General features: G+C 62.1%; 19 protein-coding genes, 1 tRNA gene and 1 pseudogene. 13 read left to right on the top strand and 8 right to left on the bottom strand.

Annotated elements, in window-relative coordinates; genetic code table 11:
- Positions 1-46: 46 nt before the first annotated feature.
- The 4 genes from AC0L37_RS02835 to AC0L37_RS02820 form a co-directional block, all read right to left on the bottom strand.
- On the bottom strand, positions 47-208 hold the full coding sequence (locus AC0L37_RS02835) for a substrate-binding domain-containing protein (RefSeq protein WP_282222061.1): 162 nt from the start codon (positions 206-208) through the stop codon (positions 47-49).
- On the bottom strand, positions 190-1,053 hold the full coding sequence (locus AC0L37_RS02830) for a LacI family DNA-binding transcriptional regulator (protein ID WP_282222062.1): 864 nt from the start codon (positions 1,051-1,053) through the stop codon (positions 190-192). Before AC0L37_RS02830 ends, AC0L37_RS02835 begins: the two co-directional genes overlap by 19 nt.
- A 73-nt stretch (positions 1,054-1,126) precedes the next feature.
- Entirely contained in the window at positions 1,127-2,098 is a 972-nt protein-coding gene (locus tag AC0L37_RS02825) for an acetylxylan esterase (RefSeq protein ID WP_282222063.1), read from the bottom strand.
- A 157-nt stretch (positions 2,099-2,255) separates the two neighbouring features.
- Positions 2,256-2,332 (bottom strand) — tRNA-Met (locus AC0L37_RS02820).
- Positions 2,333-2,561: 229 nt separating this feature from the next.
- On the opposite strand from AC0L37_RS02820, the pseudogene AC0L37_RS02815 reads away from it, so the two are divergent.
- Positions 2,562-3,511 (top strand): annotated as a pseudogene (locus tag AC0L37_RS02815) (ring-cleaving dioxygenase).
- Positions 3,512-3,557: 46 nt separating this feature from the next.
- Here the strand turns inward: AC0L37_RS02815 and AC0L37_RS02810 are convergent.
- Entirely contained in the window at positions 3,558-5,366 is a 1,809-nt protein-coding gene (locus tag AC0L37_RS02810; RefSeq protein ID WP_282222064.1) for a YfbK domain-containing protein, read from the bottom strand.
- 203 nt (positions 5,367-5,569) lie between these two features.
- On the bottom strand, positions 5,570-6,082 hold the full coding sequence (locus AC0L37_RS02805) for an RNA polymerase sigma factor (RefSeq protein ID WP_282223032.1): 513 nt from the start codon (positions 6,080-6,082) through the stop codon (positions 5,570-5,572).
- A gap of 149 nt (positions 6,083-6,231) precedes the next feature.
- On the opposite strand from AC0L37_RS02805, the gene AC0L37_RS02800 reads away from it, so the two are divergent.
- Positions 6,232-6,426 (top strand): hypothetical protein, encoded by a 195-nt coding sequence (locus AC0L37_RS02800; RefSeq protein ID WP_212656936.1) that lies wholly within the window; start codon positions 6,232-6,234, stop codon positions 6,424-6,426.
- A 6-nt stretch (positions 6,427-6,432) separates the two neighbouring features.
- Here the strand turns inward: AC0L37_RS02800 and mnmA are convergent, their stop codons facing one another.
- Complete coding sequence (gene mnmA / locus AC0L37_RS02795) at positions 6,433-7,584, bottom strand: tRNA 2-thiouridine(34) synthase MnmA (RefSeq protein ID WP_282222065.1); 1,152 nt, start codon at positions 7,582-7,584, stop codon at positions 6,433-6,435.
- Between the two features lie 251 nt (positions 7,585-7,835).
- Between mnmA and AC0L37_RS02790 the strand changes: the two genes are divergently transcribed.
- The 4 genes from AC0L37_RS02790 (at position 7,836) to sciP (ending at position 10,608) form a co-directional block, all read left to right on the top strand.
- Positions 7,836-9,167: a hypothetical protein gene (locus tag AC0L37_RS02790; RefSeq protein ID WP_282222066.1), complete on the top strand. Its 1,332-nt coding sequence runs from the start codon at positions 7,836-7,838 to the stop codon at positions 9,165-9,167.
- On the top strand, positions 9,077-9,415 hold the full coding sequence (locus AC0L37_RS02785) for a flagellar hook-length control protein FliK (protein ID WP_473315309.1): 339 nt from the start codon (positions 9,077-9,079) through the stop codon (positions 9,413-9,415). Before AC0L37_RS02790 ends, AC0L37_RS02785 begins: the two co-directional genes overlap by 91 nt.
- A 12-nt stretch (positions 9,416-9,427) precedes the next feature.
- Positions 9,428-10,135, top strand: coding sequence for a flagellar hook assembly protein FlgD (locus tag AC0L37_RS02780; protein WP_212656933.1), 708 nt, complete (start codon positions 9,428-9,430; stop codon positions 10,133-10,135).
- Positions 10,136-10,329: 194 nt separating this feature from the next.
- The gene (sciP, locus tag AC0L37_RS02775; RefSeq protein WP_035102845.1) at positions 10,330-10,608 is read left to right on the top strand and encodes a CtrA inhibitor SciP; all 279 of its coding nucleotides are present in this window, start codon (positions 10,330-10,332) and stop codon (positions 10,606-10,608) included.
- Positions 10,609-10,682: 74 nt separating this feature from the next.
- Here the strand turns inward: sciP and AC0L37_RS02770 are convergent, their stop codons facing one another.
- Complete coding sequence (locus tag AC0L37_RS02770) at positions 10,683-11,306, bottom strand: glutathione S-transferase family protein (protein ID WP_282222067.1); 624 nt, start codon at positions 11,304-11,306, stop codon at positions 10,683-10,685.
- A 161-nt stretch (positions 11,307-11,467) separates the two neighbouring features.
- Here AC0L37_RS02770 and fliF point away from each other — a divergent pair, with 161 nt between their 5' ends.
- The 7 genes from fliF to AC0L37_RS02735 are packed head-to-tail and all read left to right on the top strand — an operon-like array spanning position 11,468 to position 19,000.
- The gene (fliF, locus tag AC0L37_RS02765; protein ID WP_212656931.1) at positions 11,468-13,096 is read left to right on the top strand and encodes a flagellar basal-body MS-ring/collar protein FliF; all 1,629 of its coding nucleotides are present in this window, start codon (positions 11,468-11,470) and stop codon (positions 13,094-13,096) included.
- 5 nt (positions 13,097-13,101) lie between these two features.
- The gene (gene fliG, locus AC0L37_RS02760) at positions 13,102-14,190 is read left to right on the top strand and encodes a flagellar motor switch protein FliG (RefSeq protein WP_212656930.1); all 1,089 of its coding nucleotides are present in this window, start codon (positions 13,102-13,104) and stop codon (positions 14,188-14,190) included.
- Positions 14,191-14,841, top strand: a complete 651-nt coding sequence (locus tag AC0L37_RS02755) for a FliH/SctL family protein (protein WP_212656929.1) — start codon at positions 14,191-14,193, stop codon at positions 14,839-14,841.
- Positions 14,842-14,900: 59 nt separating this feature from the next.
- The gene (fliN, locus tag AC0L37_RS02750) at positions 14,901-15,191 is read left to right on the top strand and encodes a flagellar motor switch protein FliN (RefSeq protein WP_212659058.1); all 291 of its coding nucleotides are present in this window, start codon (positions 14,901-14,903) and stop codon (positions 15,189-15,191) included.
- A 14-nt stretch (positions 15,192-15,205) separates the two neighbouring features.
- Positions 15,206-16,573 carry a sigma-54-dependent transcriptional regulator FlbD gene (gene flbD, locus AC0L37_RS02745; protein ID WP_212656928.1) on the top strand — a complete coding sequence of 456 codons (1,368 nt, stop codon included), beginning with the start codon at positions 15,206-15,208 and terminating at the stop codon, positions 16,571-16,573.
- A 7-nt stretch (positions 16,574-16,580) separates the two neighbouring features.
- Entirely contained in the window at positions 16,581-18,716 is a 2,136-nt protein-coding gene (gene flhA, locus AC0L37_RS02740) for a flagellar biosynthesis protein FlhA (RefSeq protein ID WP_212656927.1), read from the top strand.
- Positions 18,717-18,718: 2 nt separating this feature from the next.
- Positions 18,719-19,000 (top strand): putative quinol monooxygenase, encoded by a 282-nt coding sequence (locus tag AC0L37_RS02735; protein ID WP_282222068.1) that lies wholly within the window; start codon positions 18,719-18,721, stop codon positions 18,998-19,000.
- The last annotated feature ends 3 nt before the right edge of the window (positions 19,001-19,003 follow it).

Here is a 19,003-nt window from a genome sequence, read left to right as displayed (position 1 = left end):
ACAATCTGCTAACATTTTTACTCAGGGAGTGTTGAAATATCCGGCGTCAGACGACGGTCGAGACGGTTTCGCCCTCGACCATTTTGACGCCGACCTCAAGCTGCTGCACGGCGGTTTCGCCGTCCATATGCTGCCCCAGCAAGCGGATGGCACCGCGCCCGATTGCCTCGCGATCCACCCGGATCGTACTCAGCCGCGGCGTCGCCATGCCGGCCAGCGGCAGATCATCAAAGCCGATGATCGAGAACCCCCAGGCACCGGACTGTCCGGCGCATACAGCCCCTCCAGCATTTCGACCGCAGCAATGTCGTTCCAGCTGAACAGCGCCGTCACATCGTGCTTACCCGCCAGCACATCGGCCAGTAATTCCTCGGTATGGCGGTCCGCCGAATTGACGATAACGCCTTGTGCGCCGGGCGTTGCCGCGATCGCGGCCTCAAAGCCGCGCTGACGCTGCAGGATGGTGGGCCGGTAGCGATGGGTATAGTGCAGGATACGGCGATGCCCGGCATCGAGCAGCCGCTGCGTGGCAAGATACGCGCCATAGAAATTGGCCGGCGATACCGAACTCAGGCGCATTTGCGGGTCACTGCCATTGACCAGAATGCACGGGATATCCTCGGCAGCGGACCACACCGCAAGCTCGTCCCAGGCATCGATCCCGGCCAGCAGCACGCCGCCTGCATCGGCCTGCGCCAGCTGTTTGCGGATCATGTCCAGCGTCACCATCTGGTCATTGACCAGCCGCACATCCAGCGTCATCCCCGCCTCGGCAGCCTGCTGGCGCATGCCCTCGACAATACCGAAATAAAACCCCGACAGCCCGCTGGTCGCACTGCCCAGCGGCACCAGCGCGACCGCGCGCTTATCCCCGCTCGCCGCCCCTGTGATATGCTTGGATTTATAGCCCAGCGTGCGCGCCATGCGCTGCACATCGCGCCGCACCACGTCGCTAATGCCGATTTCATTGGCCAGCGCACGCGATACCGTGCTTACCGAAACGCCGAGGCGCTCAGCAATGTCGGCCTGATTTGCGCGCTTCTGCACTGCCACGGGTCTGCCTCACTTGCTATCTACGCAATATTTGCGTTTCTTGCGCAAGGCAAGCCCTTTCGGCAATTATCCCCTACACACCAAAGCGCTGCCCCAGCCACTTCATCTGCTCGCGCTCCTGAAAAGGCCCGCCGCCTTCGTGATTGTTGAACTCATATTCGTGGATCGTCTTGTCGCTGCCGCCATAGGCGTTATAGGCGCCGTAAACCGTTGATGCCGGACAGATATCATCCATCAGCGCCACCGAAAACAGCGCCGGCGCCTTGGCCTGCCGGGCAAAGCATACCCCATCGAAATAGCGCAGTGTTTCAAACACTTGGGACTTCTTGTCGCGATGTTGGGCCATAAACCGCACCAACTCGCCATAGGGGTCTCGCTGCGCCTTGGCTACGGCGCGCGGAAAGTCCGACAGGAACGGCACATCGGGCATTGCTGCCGCCACACGCTCGTCGATCCCCGCCACCGCCAGCGTGATGCCGCCGCCCTGGCTGCCGCCACACACCGCGATCCGGCTGGCATCGACAAAGTCCTGCGCCACCATGGCATCAATCGCCCGCACCCCGTCGGTGAACAGGCGGCGATAATAATAGTCGTGTCTGTCCAGAATGCCCTTGGTCATCACCCCCGGCAGCGACGCCGTCGAGCCCACCGGGTCGGCCGTTGCGCCCGTGCTCCAGCCACTGCCCTGCCCGCGCGTATCCATGCGCAGATAGGCATAGCCCGAAGCGGTCCAATGCAATTGCTCATGTGGAAATCCCCGCCCGCCGCCATAACCCTGAAACTGTACTACTAGCGGCAGCCGCCCGCTCCGCTGCGTCGGCAGCATCAGCCAGGCCTTGACCGGATGCCCGCCAAAGCCGGGGAATGTCACGTCGAACACCTCGACGGCCTTGAGCGAACTGGCCACCGGCTCCATGCTGACGGTCCCGCCAATCGCCCGCGCTTCGGCAATCGTGCTCGCCCAGAACGCAGAGAAATCCCCCGGCGTTTCGACCGCACTATTATAGGCCCCGAGTTCGGGCTGAATCAGATCAGGAAACGGCATGGCAAACCCCTCAGTAAAGACGCGGCCACCATGCACCAGCCGCCGCTACCATACCAGATGGGAGTGACGAAACTTCAAAAGCGGAGTCCATTGGCCGGTACTGAACCCCAGAAACCAAAAACCCCCAGAAACCGTTCGGTCTCTGAGGGTTTGAAATTGGTAGCGAAGCCCAGATTTGAACTGGGGACACATGGATTATGATTCCACTGCTCTAACCAACTGAGCTACTCCGCCATAAGACGTTACGCCCGCCGGGTGACCCGCGCTGCGTAAGTGCGGCCTATTTAGGTTTGGCGCCTGCGGCTGTCAAGCGGCTTGCAGCCCCTTGGCAGTGATCAAATGCCCGTTGTTCAAAAATCGACATCAGTCTGTCCTAATTGGACCGCTGCACAAGCCCGCTAATGTGCATTACATCTAGGCCAACAGACACGGCGCCCGCTGCGCCACCACAGGAGACTTCACCATGACGCTCGAACTCGGAGGCATCCATCACCTCACGGCGGTCACCGCCGAGCCGAAGAAGAATTTGGCCTTCTATACCAAGACCCTGGGCATGCGACTGATCAAGAAGACGGTCAATCAGGACCAGACCACCGCCTATCACCTGTTCTATGGTGACGGCGTGGCCTCCCCCGGTGCCGATCTGACCTTCTTCGATTTCGATACCGTGCGCGAGCAGCGGGGCAATCACACCGTCAGCCGCACCGGCCTGCGCGTCGATAGCCTGGACAGCCTGAACTGGTGGAAAGACCACCTGCAGGGCCACAATGTCGGCACCAGCGCGATCAAGGAGCGCAACGGGCAGCTCTCGCTCGATTTCGAGGACTTCGAAGGCCAGCGTTTCCGCATGGTCATTGATGAAGCCAACAAGGTTGTGCCCTGGGCCAAGTCGCCCGTACCCGCAGAGCGCCAGATCATTGGTCTGGGTCCGATCAGCATGGCCGTGCCCCGGCTGGACCGTACCGAGGCTGTCCTCACCCAGGTGATGAACATGCGCAAGGTCCGCTCCTACGCCACCACCAGCCACACCGCTGAAACCCATGTCTTTGAAATGGGCCCCGGCGGTCCGGGTGCAGAACTCCATGTCGTGGTCGATCCCAGTATGGGTCCAGCCCGTCCCGGTGCCGGTGGCGTCCACCATGTCGCCTTCCGCACCCCCGATCAGGACAGCCTGCGGCTGTGGATCGATCGTGTGACCCAGGCTGGCATTCGCTCCAGTGGCGAGGTCGAGCGTTTCTACTTTACCTCGCTCTACTTCCGCGAGCCCAATGGCATCCTGTTCGAGATTGCCACTGACGTTCCCGGATTCGCCACTGACGAGCCCATGGAATCGCTGGGCGAAACCCTGTCGCTGCCCCCTTCCTTGAAGGCCAGCGCGCCAGCATCGAGGCCAATCTCAAGCCACTCGACTAGGCTTGAAGCATCTGCCTCCGGCCCGGCGGCCGGGGGCTTTTTGTGTCTATTCGCAGACCGTCTCGGCCGTGGCGCGGCACGCGGCAGCCGTGTCGGGCTTGAGCAGGGCCGCCGTGCGGACCAACTGGATGAATTCGGCGCGATAGCCGCTCTCATCGGCGCCCCGACCGGCCTGCGCCAGGGCAGCAATATCGTCCCAACCCAAGGCCTGACCATAATCGGAGCCCTTCAGCTTCTGCCCGAACGCGGCCACCGCGGCGGCAAACTTCTGGTCCACCCCGGCATCGGCAATATCGCCATAAGCCAGATCGGCGGTCACGGGCTGTTCGATCAGCTGGCTGACATCGCTGTCGGGCAGCTTGTAGCGCATCTTGAGAAACGCGATTTCCCACTCAGCGTCCCCCGCCTGGGCATCGCTGCCATAACGCAGCGGATCCACCAGTGCGCCGGGCGAACCGACAGGCGTGATCTCATATAGCGCAGTCACATTATGCCCGGCCCCGACATCGCCGGCATCAACCGCATCATTGTTGAAGTCTTCACGGTCCAGGGCACGGGTTTCATAGCCGATCAGGCGATATTCAGCGACGCTGGCCGGGTTGAACTCGACCTGCACCTTCACATCCTTGGCGATCATGTCCAAGGTCGAACCGCCCTCCTCCACCAGCACCTTCTGGGCTTCGCGGAAGCTTGAGATATAGCTGGCATTGCCATTCCCGTTCTGCGCCAGCGCCTGCATGGTCGCATCATCCAGATTGCCCCGGCCAAAACCCAGCACCGACAGGGTGACGCCACCGTCCCGCTGGGTCTTGATGAAGTCCTCCAGCGCATCGGGGTCGTCAATCCCCACATTGAAGTCGCCATCGGTCGCCAGGATCACCCGATTGGTGCCGCCGTCCACCTTGGCCTCTTCGGCCAGCTGATAGGCCAGACGAATGCCAGCGGCCCCGGCCGTGCTCCCACCAGCGGCAAGATCATCCAGCGCGGCCAGGATCTTGGCCTTCTCGCTCGCAGCCGTCGGCTCCAGCACCACACCGGCAGACCCCGCATAGACCACGATCGAAACACTGTCGCGCGCGTCCAGCTGCTCAACCAGCAACCCGAAGGCGCGCTTGAGCAGCGGCAGTTTGTCCGGCGCATTCATCGAGCCCGATGTGTCGATCAGAAACACCAGATTGCTCGGCGTGTCCGCCTCGGTCGGCGGCACATAGCCTTTGATGCCGATCTGCAGCAATTGCGTGTCCGGGTTCCACGGCGTGGGATAAACCGCCACGCTGGGCTGAAACGGCACCGCTGCGCTGCTTGCTGGCGCATAGTCATAGGGGAAGTAATTCAGCAGCTCTTCAATACGCACCGCATCGGGCTCGGGCAGCAGCCCGTCCTCCAGCATCCGCCGCACATAGGCATAGCTGGCCGTATCAACATCAACCGAAAAGGTCGACACCGGCGCATCAGCCACCACTTGCAGCCGCTGCTCTTCAAAGTCGGTGAACACGTCCCCGCTCGGATCTGCCGGCGCCATGGCCAGCGATGGCGCCGGCATGGCCCCACCAATGGCATCGCTTTCGGCCATTACCATCGGCACCGTGTTGCGAGCAATCTGCCCCATGGGCGCGGCCTTGCTCGCCGCTGCGGGCTGGGGCGCATCGGCTGTGCTCATCAATTGATCGCTCACCACCGGCGCAGGCTCGGCCACCGCCAACGCCTCTTTGGTCTCGCTGGGTGCCAAGGGCGCCACATTGCGCTGTGCAGCGGGTGCACTGGGGGTCAGTGAGGTGCTCGAATAAAGCTGATAGCCCAGCGGCAGAACGAGCAGGGCGATGGCGGCAGTACCAATAGGGATCCGCAGGTCCATGATCGATTTCCCTTTCAAGGAAGTGATGATGGCAGTGAGACGCTGCCTCCAGTCCATTCCTTGGGTCGGTGCATTCGATTTTTCCTGCGCACCGGCAAAAGCGGCCATTCCCGCCGCCAGCGCTTTCTGCCGCGCATCAGCATCGGGCGTCGGTGCAGTGGTCCCGCGCAGCTGCTCAAATGGATCGTTTGGATGTTCGTTGCTCATAGCAACCCTCTCAGGGTCTTGCGCGCCTGGTGGACATGAAACGACACGGTGGCCTCACCAATGCCCATGATCTCGGCCGCCGCCGCGTGACTCAACTCTTCGGCATAGACCAACAGCACCGCATCGCGCTGTTTCTCGGGCAGCCGCCGCACCGCCGCCCATAGCTGGACCGAGGTTGCTGCAGCTTCCTGTTCGGCAGGGTGATCGTCCGGCGCGACCTCGGCATAGGCCTCGACTTGGCGCGCGCGCCGCGTGGATTGCCGCTGTAGATCGCGCACCGCATTGATGGTGATGCGATACACCCAGCTGGAAAACGCCGAGCGACCATCAAACTGCCCGATCACCCGGCCCAGCTTGACGCAGACATCCTGGGCAATGTCTTCGGCATCGCTGGCATTGCCGCTCCATTTCCAGGCCACCCGGTGGATGCGATCATAATGGGCCGCGATCAACGCGCCGAACGCAGCCGCATCGCCGTTCTGCGCGCGCAGCACCAGCCCCTGCGTCAGCGCGGCCTGATCAATCGGTATTTCGGGGTCTGGTCCCGTCACTGCTGCCTGCACTCGCGCCTACCGGAATTGCCACTCTAGTGGTAAGACGCCGCTGGGCCCCAATAGCTTTGGGTCCAATGCAGATATTTTTTTGAGAAGCCATCGCCATGACAGATCCCAAGCCCAGCCCGTTCAAGCTCAACCGCACGCGCCTGTTCCTGCTGGCCATGGGCGTGCTGGTGGTGCTGATCGCCATTTCCACCGCCATGGGTGGGCTGAGCTCCTATCAGCAGCTCAAGGAAGCCGCCAATGAGGCCAGGGCTGAAGCGGCCGCCACCTCAGCCGAGGCGCCAGCCGAATAATTATCCTCAGGCAGCCGCAAATACCTGCGGCACGGCCTCGGCGATAAACCCGCCACCCCAGACTTCGGACGTGGCGCTGTCATCGGCATAGAACACGCAGGCCTGTCCGGGGGACACGCCATATTCGCCGCTCACCAGCGTCACGAACACCTCGCCATCGCGGCTCTGGATCACCGCCGATTGCGGGCCGGTGGTTGAGCGGATCTTGACCTCGACCGGCGCGCCATTGCCCGCACTCAGTTCAGCCAGCGGCGTGCCGCCAAGCCAGTTCACGTTGCGCAGCCGCACCGTATGGGTCTTGAGCGCTTCACGCTGCCCGACAATCACTTGACGCGTCTTGTAGTCGAGCTTGATCACATAGAGCGGCTCGGCCGCTGCAATGCCCAGCCCCTTGCGCTGCCCGATCGTGTAATTGACGATCCCCTCATGGCTGCCCAGCACGCGGCCATCCAGATGCACAATCTCGCCGGTCGCCACCGCCTCGGGATGCATCTTGCGGATAATGTCGGCATATTTGCCCTGCGGCACAAAGCAGATGTCCTGGCTGTCGTGCTTTTCAGCAATCTCAAGCCCCATCTCGCGCGCCATTTCGCGCACCGCCGCCTTGCTCATCCCGCCCAGCGGAAAGCGCAGATAATCCAGCTGGTCCTGCGTCGTGGCGAACAGGAAATAGGTCTGGTCGCGCTCGGCATCGACCGGCCGGAACAATTGCCGCCGCCCGTCCTCGCCCAGCCGCGACTGCACATAATGCCCAGTCGCCAGCACATCGGCACCCAGATCCTGGGCCACCGCCATCAGGTCCACGAACTTGACCGACTGGTTGCAGGCAATGCACGGCACCGGCGTTTCGCCCTGCTGATAGGCATTGGCAAACGGCGCGATCACGCTCTTTTTGAAGCGCTCTTCGTAATCGAGCACATAATGGGGAATGTTCAGTGCTGCGGCGACGCGGCGCGCATCGTGAATATCCTGCCCCGCGCAACACGCGCCTTTGCGATGGGTAGCTTCGCCATGATCATAGAGTTGCAGTGTGACGCCGACGACGTCATAGCCCTGCTGGGCCAATAGCCCCGCCACGACCGAGGAATCTACGCCACCCGACATCGCGACAACAACGCGCGTGTCTTCAGGGCGCTTGGCAATATCAAGCGAGTTCATCTGTTTCCTGTATCCGGTTGGGTTCAAGGGCCAGCGGACCAAATTTCGGTGGGCGCTAGATAGCGGTTTCCCGGCCCTGTCGCAACAATTGCCCGGCAAGATTTGCCCCTTGGAACGATCAAGCGCAGCGCGCTGGCCCACTGCGCTTGCCCTAAGCCATTCTTGCAAATGCGTTTTCTGGCCAGATGCCGACTTGGCAAGGCGCTTGCATTGAACTGGGCGGACTAGTCTCTTTTTGCGAGCCCAAACACGTGGCATCTCATCTGACCGTTACATCCAAGGCCCCGGCCGGCATCACGACCACCAAGGCGCTCAACGCCCAGGGTACGGCTGAAACCGAGCCCGGCGTGATGGGCGCATTTGCGGCCATGCTCGGTGGCGGCGACAAAGCCGCCGATACCAAGGCTGACGGCAGCGCCAAGCCTACGCTGAGCCTGAGTGCAGTGGCCGACCTGATCAAGGGCATAGGCTGGGGCAAGGACACCCAGGCAGGCAGTGAAGACCCCGAGGCATTCGCCGCGGTCATCGATGCTACTGCGCCAATCGAAACAACCGATGAGGCCAAGGCCCTGCTCACCGATCTGGTGAACGGCCTGGCCAACCTCAAGCAGGCAATCGACGCCGGCGAGACCGTCGACCCGGAACTGCTCACCCACATCAATGAAGCGCTCGAAGGGCTTTCCGCCAAATTCAATATCGATCTGTCCGCCACCGCCGGCCTGGACGATCTGACCGCGCTCACCACCGCCATCGTGGATGGCGACGGCAATGCAGCGGCGCAATTGACCCAGGCGCTGGCACCGCTGGCCCAGACCATGCTGGCCGGCGAAGCCGGACCAGCGGCCAGTGCCGAGCTGTCCGCCATCGTCAAGTCGGTCGGCGAGAAGCTCGTTGCCCTGTTGCAGCAACTCAATAGCGGCGCGGTCAGCGCCGATGATCTGGCAGCCATGGGCCTGCAGGCCGATGACAGCTTCGATGCCGATCTGCAAGCGGCTCTGGCCAAGCTGGTCAACCCCGCGCCCAAGCTTGAAACCAGCGCGGCTACCCAGTCTCTGGCGGCCCCTGCGCTCAAGCTCACCGAACCAACCCTGACCGGCAAGGCCGACGCCACCGCGCCGGCCGCCACCAGCGAAACCACCGAGGGCGCCGAGGCAGATATCAAGCTGACGGCCGCCGCCACCGACAATCAGCCCGACGCCGAAACCGGCGATCGCGCTGGCGACAAGCCTGCCGAAGACAAAAAGCCCATCGACGCCAAGGCACCTGCCGCAACACCCGTTGCCGCAGCGACCGACGCGGAGCGTGCCGAGGCGCAGGCAGCAACCCAGGCGGCCCCGCAGGCCGTGCGCATCGACGCCGTGGCAACACGCGCCGTTCAGCCCGGCTATCAGACCAGCCAGCAACAGCTCAACCTGCCCCAATTGGCGTTCGAGCTGGTCCGTCAGGTCAATGAGGGCAATACGCGCTTTCAGATGCGGCTCGACCCCCTGAACTGGGCCGCATCGACGTCCGGCTCGATATCGACAAGGGCGGCCAGATCAATGCCCGTCTGGTGGTGGAAAAATCCGAAACGCTCGATCTGATGCAGCGCGACCAGCGCGCACTGGAAAAGGCGCTGCAGCAGGCGGGCCTCGATGGCGCCAAGACCAATCTCGAATTCTCGCTCAAGCAGAACCCCTTCAGTGGTGGCCAGCAGCAGGGTCGCGACGATCAGGGCCAGAAATTCAGTCTGAACGGCATGGGCGCCGGCGATATCGAAGAAGCGCCGCCCCCAACCGTCAACCTCTATCGCGGCAGCCTCACGGCGAGCGGCGTCAACATCATCGCGTAAGGAGTAGATGTCATGGCAGTCAGTGGCGTTTCAGGTACCGGCACATCAAGCACATCGACAGCCCGCGCCGGTATCGCGGACAATTTCGACACCTTCCTCAACATCTTGACCACACAGCTCAAGAACCAGAATCCACTCGATCCGCTCGACACCAACCAGTTCACCCAGCAATTGGTGCAGTTCTCCGGCGTCGAGCAGCAGCTCAAGGCCAATGAGTTCCTTGAGACCCTGATGCTGGCTGGTCAGAATACCGCCAAGTCCGATGCTGTCTCCTATATTGGCAAACAGGTGACCTCCACCGGCAAGACGGGCGAACTGACCGACAAGGAAGCCGTGTTCTGGTCCTATAATGCCGAAGCCCAGGTCGCCAACGCCACCGTCACAATCAAGAATGCCGGCGGCAGCGTGGTGTACACCGAAACCGGCTCGCTCAATGCAGGCCCCGGCACCTTCCGCTGGGATGGCATGGGCAGCGACGGCAATACCCAGCCCAATGGCATCTACACAATCGACATCAAGGGCAGCAACGTTCAGGGTCGCACTGTTGACGTAACAACCTCTTCGATCGGCATCGCCTCCGGCGTGGACTTCACCGGTAGTGTCCCAATCCTGACCGTTGGGTCACGCAAGGTGGCCATCACCGACGTGACCGACGTGCGCCTGCCACCGACCTCGACCACCACCGTGGGCGACCAGGAACAGGCTGAAACCACCAGCTAGCAAGTGGTTCACCCCCATCACCGATCCTTCCGTCAGGCCACCTCCGGGTGGCCTTTCGCATTCATGAAAAAAGTGAACCGGCGCTTGGGGAATTCGGGGCTGGCCTTAACCAGTTGTAAGTTTCCCCTTAGTCGAATTTTAAGGCAGTTGGCCTAGTCTACTCATCATATGGTCAGGTTTGAGTAGAGAGTAAAATGACCGTACAGATGCGACCTCGCGTTAAGTACGTTATCGGACCGGACGGAAGTCCGCTCACGATTGCAGATCTTCCCCCCGCTAATACGCGGAGGTGGGTCATTCGCCGTAAAGCCGAAGTCGTCGCTGCTGTGCGCGGCGGTTTGCTTAGCCTCGAAGAGGCATGCGACCGTTACACGCTTAGCGTCGATGAATTCTTGAATTGGCAAGCGGCTATCGACAAGCATGGACTTGCTGGATTGCGGACAACCTGGATCCAGCACTACCGCGAAGGCTGAGCCGAAAGGCTCATAGCTCAGATTTTCAAAGCCCGCCCGGTTCTCCGGGCGGGCTTTGCTGTTGTGCGGCCCCCTCAGGGCGTCTGCGGAGCCAGCCAGGCCTTGGCCGCCGGCCGCTCCATCATGCGCTCATAATAGGCCTGCGCGGCCGGCATGGGCGCATGCTCAAAGGGGATGGCAAACCAGCGATGCAATCCTAGCGTGATGGCAATATCGGCCAGCGAAAAGCACTCGCCCACCACAAACGCCCCGCCCTTGGCCAGATGCGCCTCGATGATCGCCATCTTGCCGGCCCATAGCGCGATGCTTTTCGCCAGGGCGTCAGTATTGTCATAGCCAGGTTCCTTGCGGATGATCGCCCGCAGCGGATAGCCCCAATGGGCGCCCAGTTCGGTATTTTGCCATTCCACCCACTGCATCACCAGCGCCTGCTCACGCGCCGTTTCGGGCAGCAACGCCCCCTTGCCATGGGCCTGATTGATGTAACCCATGATCGCGATGCTCTCCCAGAGCACGAAATCATCCTCGATCAGTACCGGCACCTGCCCATTGGGATTGAGCGCCAGAAACTCGGGCACGCGGGGGTCGCGCAGCGGTTGTCCCCAGTCTTCGCGCTCATAGGGCACACCCAGTTCATCGAGCGCCCAAAGCGCCTTGCGCACGTTGATTGATGTCACTCGGCCCAGGATTTTGAGCATGGAAGAGAACCTTTCATTCACTTAGCTCGGCATTTTCTGCCGGAAATTGCATTCCGCAACAATTCGTTAAGACTCTGTTTACCACCAGCTAGGTAATTTTTGCCCAGCGATCACCGCGCAGATTTGCGTTTGAATCAGCCCAGTTTGAATCGAGTGCCGGCTTGGACAATTTCACACAGTTGATGAACCGCATAGGATTGCCGCGACTGGCAGCTATGGCGACGGTCGCTGTGCTCATGCTCGGCTTCTTTGCCTTTCTGATCATGCGGGCCCAGACCCCGAACCTGGCGCCACTCTATACCGGGCTGAGCCTGGAAGACTCCTCGGCCATCATCAGCGAACTGCAGACGATGAACACGCCCTACGAGCTGCGGGGCGAAGGCGATACCATTCTGGTGCCGCGCGACCAGATCACCACGCTGCGCATGACCCTGGCCGGCTCAGGCCTGCCCCAGCGCGGTCAGGTCGGCTATGAGATCTTCGATCAGCAGTCGACCCTGGGCGCCACCAGCTTCGTTCAGAACATCAACAATGTCCGCGCCCTTGAAGGCGAACTGGCCCGCACCATCAACTCGCTGACCCGCATCAAGTCGGCTCGCGTGCATCTGGTGCTGCCCGAGCGCGAACTGTTCCGCCGCGAACGCAAGGACCCAACGGCCTCCATCGTGCTCTCGGTGCGGGGCGAACTGGCTTCGGGCGAAATTCGCGCCATTCAGCACATGGTCTCCTCGGCCATTGAAGGCATGAGCCCGACCCACGTCGCCATCGTCGATGATCAGGGCAATCTGCTGGCGTCCGGTTCGGGCGATGACGCTGAAGGCGCCCTGTCCGGTCAGGCAGCCGAGCGCACGCTCAGCTACGAAAACCGCATGCGCACCCGCGTCGAGGACATGCTGGCCAATGTGGTTGGCGCCGGTCGGGCCCGCGTTGAAGTCAGCGCCGAGATCGATTTCAACCGCTCCACCACCACCCAGGAAACCTTCGATCCCGAATCCCAGGTCGTCCGCTCCAGCCAGATCCGTGAAACCGAAAACCTCTCGGGCGGCGCCGATGGTCAGGTCACCGTTGCCAATGAACTGCCCGGTGCCAGCGGCAATAACGGCAACACCGCCACCGAAAAGGGCACTTCCACCGAGGAAGTGACCAATTACGAAATCTCCAAGACCACCCAGACCGCCGTTACCGAAGCGGGCCAGATCAAGCGCCTCTCGGTCGCCGTGGTTGTCGATGGCGTCTATACCGACGAAGGCGATGGCAACGTCACCTACGCACCCCGCAGCGCCGAGGAAGTCACTCAGATCCTGACCCTGGTGCGCTCTGCTGTGGGCTATTCGGAGACCCGCGGCGACAGCGTCGAAGTGGTCAATATGCAGTTTGCCGAGCGGCCCGAGCTGGCAGCACCGGGCACCGATGCTTCCGGTGGCCTGCTCGACTTCACCCGCGACGACCTGATGAATGGCGCCGAAATGGCCGTCACCCTGCTCATCGCGCTGGCTCTGGTCTTCTTCGTGATGCGCCCGCTGCTCAAGAAGGTGCTGACACCCGAAACCAAGCCCTTGTCGCTGCCGTCAGCGGCTGAAGTCGGCCACGCTGGTACACTGGGCCCCGATGGCCGTGTGATCAACGAGGAGCCCGACGAACCCAAGGACAAGACCCCCGCATGGGTCGCCAACGCCAAGTCGATGGGGGAAACACAGCTCCAGACGCTCAAAATGGTCGGCGACCTCGTTGAAGAAAACCCCAAGCAGGCCGCACTGATCGTGCGCGACTGGCTTGGTAGTGCAGCGTAACGATCATGGCCCTCGTATCCCAATCAGGTGAACCCGCTCAGCAACCCGACGCCGCCAAGGCCCCGGGCCAGCTGGTCGTCAATGACGCCACCACCACCCGTGTCCTGACCGGTGACGAAAAGGCCGCAGCCCTGTTGCTGGCGCTGGGTCCCGATTACGGCAAGCCCATTTTTGACGAGCTCGACGAGCTTGAGGTCAAGCAGCTCAGCCGTGCCATGGTGCGCCTTGGCCCCATCACCCAGGAAATGCTCGATGACCTGATGGTCGAGTTTGTGACCGCGGTCTCCTCCAACGGCTCGCTCTCGGGCAATACCGATTCCACCGAACGCCTGCTGCTCAGCTTCCTCAGCCAGGACAAGGTCGATTCCATCATGGAAGAGATCCGCGGCCCCGCTGGCCGCAATATGTGGGAAAAGCTGTCCAACGTGCAGGCCGACGTGCTGGCCGCCTATCTCAAGAACGAATACCCCCAGACCATCGCCGTGGTGCTCTCCAAGATTGCCACCGAGCATGCCTCCCAGGTGCTCGCCGTGCTGCCCGAAGAGCTGGCCATGGACGTCGTCCAGCGCATGCTCGGCCTTGATCCGGTGCAAAAGGAAATCCTCGAAAAGATCGAGTCCACCCTGCGCACCGAATTCATGTCCACGCTCAACCACTCCAAGCGCCGCGACAGCCACGAACAGATGGCCGAAATCTTCAACGCCTTCGATCGCCAGACCGAAGCGCGCTTCATCACCACGCTCGAGGAGAACAATCGCGACGATGCCGAGCGCATCAAGGCGCTGATGTTCACCTTCGAGGATCTGGCCAAGCTTGAATCCTCCGCCATTCAGACCCTGCTTGCGCGCATGGACAAAAAGGAACTCGCCATGGCGCTCAAGGGCGCCAACGACGCGATCAAGGAGACCTTCTTCGAGAACATGTCCGGCCGCACAGCCAAGCTGCTCAAGGACGACATGGAGGTCATGGGCCCCGTCCGCCTCAAGGATGTCGACGAAGCCCAGGGTCGCATGGTCTCCACGGCCAAGGATCTCGCTGCCAAGGGCGATATCGTGATCATGAAGACCAAAGCCGACGATCAGATGGTGGCGTAAGTGGCACAACCCGCACGTTTCAATTTTGATCTCGATATGGGGCAGAAGACCAAGGCTGCCCCAGCCAAGCCGACCGTGCCCGAAGACATGGTCGCCATGCTGGTCGCCCAGGCGCGCGAACAGGCTTTTGCCGAAGGACTGGCCGAAGGCGAACGTTCGGCAACTGCCCAGGCGGCCCAGACCCTGGCGTCTGCCGCGGGCATGCTGGCCACCCATGGCGCCGAAATGGCCGCCGCCCTTGACGATGCGACCGCTCAGGCGCAGCGCGAAGCCATCGATCTGGCCAGCACTGTCGGGCGCAAGCTGGCCCTGCATCTTCTGGCCCGCTACCCCACTGTCGAGCTCGATGCGCTGATTGCCGAATGCATGCAGAGCCTGGGCGGCGTGCCGCATCTGGTCGTGCGCTGCCATCCCTCGATTGCCGACGGCATTCGCGACATCGCCACCGAGCACATGAAGACCTCGGGCTTTTCGGGCCGTCTGGTGGTCATGGGCGATCCCGACCAGCGCGTCGGTGACGGCAAGCTGGAATGGGTCGATGGCGGTCTGGTCCGCGATATCGGCGCCGTGTCCAAGGACATCGACAAGAAAATTTCCGCCTACCTCGCCGCCAAGTCCGGCAAGACCATTGCACAGGAGAGTGGCCATTGAGCGATTCTGATAACGAACCCGGCGCCGATACCGAAGACGGCGGCATCAACTTCGAAGAGATGCTGGCCAGCGTCAAGGAAGACGGGCCTGAGGCCTATGTCGAACGCAGCGCGGCAGATCTTGAAGCCGTCTTTGACGTCCCCGTCCGCATCTCGGTCGTATTGGGCCGCACCAAGATGGCCGTCTCGGACCTGCTCAAGCTCGATACCGGCACCGTGATCGAGCTGGACCGCCAGGTCGGCGAGGCCGTCGAGATCTTCATCAATGAACGGCTGGTGGCACGCGGCGAAATCGTGCTGGTCGAGTCCAAGCTCGGCGTCACCATGACCGAAATCATCAAGCCGCAATAAGGGAGGCACTCAGGATGCGTCTGCTCATCATCGGGGCCCTCGAAGGCCAGCTCAGCGAAGCCACCAAGATGGCTATGAATGGCGGTGCCAAGGTGGCACACGCCCCCTCCGTCGAAATCGCCCTGGCTGCCCTGCGCGCCGGTCGCGGTGCCGATCTCCTGCTGGTCGATGTGGTCATGGATATTGCCGGGCTCATCGCCGGGCTCGAAGCTGAGCGCATTGCCATTCCCGTGGTCGCCTGTGGCGTCGAGGCCAATGCCGCCGCCGCCGTTAACGCCATCCGCGCCGGCGCCAAGGAATACATCCCCCTGCCTCCCGATGCCGAGCTGATTGCAGCCGTTATCGCCGCCGTGGCCCGCGACAGTGCCGAATTTCTGTTCCGCGATCCGGCCATGGAACGCGTGGTCAAGATGGCCGACCAGATCGCCGGCTCCGATGCCTCGATCCTGATCACCGGCGAAAGCGGTACCGGTAAGGAAGTGATCGCCAAATACGTTCACGCCCGCTCCAAGCGCGCCAACAAGCCCTTCATTTCCATCAACTGCGCGGCCATTCCCGAAGCGCTGCTGGAATCCGAGCTGTTCGGCCATGAAAAGGGCTCGTTCACCGGTGCCATCGCCCGCCGCATCGGCAAGTTCGAGGAAGCCTCGGGCGGCACCCTGCTGCTCGACGAAATCAGCGAGATGGACGTACGCCTGCAGTCCAAGCTGCTGCGCGCCATTCAGGAACGCCTGATCGACCGCGTCGGCGGCACCAAGCCTGTTCCCGTCGATATCCGAATTCTGGCTACATCCAATCGCAATCTCAGCGATGCTGTCCGTGAAGGCAGCTTCCGCGAAGATCTGCTGTTCCGTCTTAACGTCGTCAATCTCAAGCTCCCTGCCCTGCGCGATCGCCCCGGCGATATTGCTGCGCTGTCCGAGCATTTTGTCGACAAATATGCCAAGGCCAATGGCCTGCCCCCGCGCGTCCTGTCCCCGGACGCTCGTGCTGCCCTGCTCAAGGCCCCCTGGCCGGGAAATGTCCGTGAGCTGGAAAACACGTTGCACCGCGCGGTGTTGCTCTCGTCAGGCGATGTCATCGGTCCCGATGCCATTGTGCTGCCGGATGGCATGGGTTTGAACGAAGTCGCCGCGGCCAGCTCGCTATCAGCGCAGCTGGCCCAGACGGCCCAGACCATGTCGGCGGCCCTGGTCGGCCGCACCGTGGCCGATGTCGAGCGTGATTTGATACTGGATACCCTTGATCACACGCTGGGCAACCGCACGCATGCGGCCAATATTCTGGGCATCTCGATTCGCACGCTGCGCAACAAGCTCAACCAATATGCCGACGAAGGTACCAAGGTGCCTGATCCCGGTGAACGGCGCTCAGTCGCTTAGGACCTAGATGACCGACCTGCCCACAGGCCCCACACGAGCGCCGTTCAAGATTCCATCGGCTGCCTCGATTGTGGACATGCTGCGCTCGGGCGATATCGCCCTGGCGACAGGCGTCATGGGCCTCATCGTCATCCTCATCGTGCCGATGCCGCCGGTCCTGCTCGATGGCCTTCTGGCCATCTCGATCGTCTTCTCGGTAATGATCCTGATGACGGCGCTGTTCATTCAGAAACCGCTGGAATTCTCATCGTTTCCAACGGTTCTGCTGATCGCCACCATGCTGCGCCTGGGCCTGAACCTGGCCACCACACGCCTGATCCTGGCCGAAGGCCATACCGGCACCGCGGCGGCTGGCCACGTCATCGAAGCCTTCGGCAACTTCGTCATGCGCGGCAACTTCGTCATCGGCGTGGTGGTGTTTTCCATTCTGGTGCTGGTCAACTTCATCGTCATCACCAAGGGTTCGGGCCGTATCGCCGAAGTGGCCGCCCGCTTCAGCCTGGACGCCATGCCCGGCAAGCAGATGGCCATCGACGCCGATCTCAGCGCCGGCCTGATCGACGAGGACACCGCCAAGAAGCGCCGCGCCGAGCTGGAAGGCGAAAGCGCCTTTTTCGGTAACATGGACGGTGCCTCCAAATTCGTGCGTGGCGATGCCATTGCCGGCCTGATCATCACCTTCATCAACGTCATCGCCGGCATTTTCATCGGCATGATGCAGGAAGGCCTGTCGGTTTCCGAAGCGGGCAATGTCTATACCCTGCTCACCATTGGTGACGGTCTGGTTTCCCAGATCCCTGCCCTGATCGTCTCCACCGCTGCCGGTATCCTGGTGTCCAAGTCCGGCGTCACCGGTTCGGCCGACAAGGCCCTGTCGGCTCAGTTCACCGGCTATCCACGCGCGCTGGGCATGTCCTCGGCCGTCATGGGCCTGCTGGCCTTCCTGCCAGGCATGCCAGTCGTGCCCTTCTTGCTGATCTCGGGCACGGTGGGCTATGTCGCCTGGCGCTCGGCCCGTGCCAAGGATGAGCGCATCGCCGACGCCGAACTGGAAGCCACCACCAAGGCCCCGGCCCTGCCCGGCGGCCAGGGGCAGGCTGACGAACAGCCCATTACCGACAGCCTCAAGATTGACGAGCTCAAGCTCGAACTCGGCTATGGCCTGCTCAGCCTGGTCAAGGAAGACGAGAACGGCTCCGACCGCCTTACCGAACAGATCAAGGCCCTGCGCCGCCAGCTGGCCACCGAACTTGGCTTTGTCATGCCGCCCGTCCGCATCTTGGACAACATGCAGCTTGAGCCCAACAGCTACAAAGTGCGCATCAAGGAAGTCGAAGCCGGCGCCGGCGAGATCTTTGCCAACCAGCTCATGGTCATGGACCCCTATGGCAATCAGATCGATCTGCCCGGCCATCACACCACCGAGCCAACCTTTGGGCTGCCGGCAACCTGGATCGAACCGGCGCTGCGCGACGAAGCCGAGCTGCGCGGTCTGTCCATCATCGATCCATCCACGGTCATTTCCACCCATCTGACCGAAGTACTCAAGACCAATGTGGCGGACCTGCTCAGCTACGCCAATGTTCAGTCCCTGCTGTCCGGCCTGCCCAAGGAACAGCAAAAGCTGGTCGAGGACATTGTCCCCAGCCTGATCACGGTCTCGGGCGTGCAGCGGGTGCTGCAAACCCTGCTCAACGAACGCATCTCGATCCGCGATCTGTCGACCATCCTCGAAGGCGTCGCCGAAATTGCCGGCAATGGCCGTTCGGTGCAGACCATTGCCGAGCACGTCCGCAGCCGTCTGGCGCGCCAGCTCTGCGCGGCCAATCTGGGCCCCGATGGCAATCTGCCGCTGCTCACCCTGGGCCCGCAATGGGAACGCGACTTCGCCGAAGCCATGGTGGGCGAAGGCGAGAACCGCCATCTGGCCATGGCCCCGTCGCGCCTGCAGCAGTTCATTGGTGCCGTTCAGTCCGCTTATGAGCGCGCTGCTCAGGTCGGAGAAATCCCTGTGCTGATCACCTCGCCGGGCATTCGCTCCCATGTGCGCTCCATCGTCGAGCGCTTCCGTCCCCAGACTGTGGTGATGAGCCAGAACGAAGTGCACCCGCGCATTCGCCTCAAGACCGTCGGTAGCGTCTGAGCGTGGGCAAGCTGCGCCTTCAGGGCTATCTTGAAGTGCCGCCAGAGCGCCGCGAGCAGGTCAGGGCCGCCCTGCCGCTGCATATGGAGCTGACACGCGCCGAACCCGGCTGCACGGCGTTTGAGGTGACCGAAAGGCCATCGCGGCCCGGCCATTTCCTGGTCACCGAGTGCTTTGTCGATCGCGGGGCCTTCGATGCGCACCAGGATCGAGCCAGGGATACCGCATGGGCGCAGGTCACAGCGGGTCTGCCACGGCACTACACGATCACCGAAGAGGATTAGCGC

The organism is Devosia sp. J2-20 (genome assembly GCF_055808475.1).
Note: the sequence above shows the minus strand (reverse complement) of the source record. Positions and strands in the feature narration are given on the sequence as shown.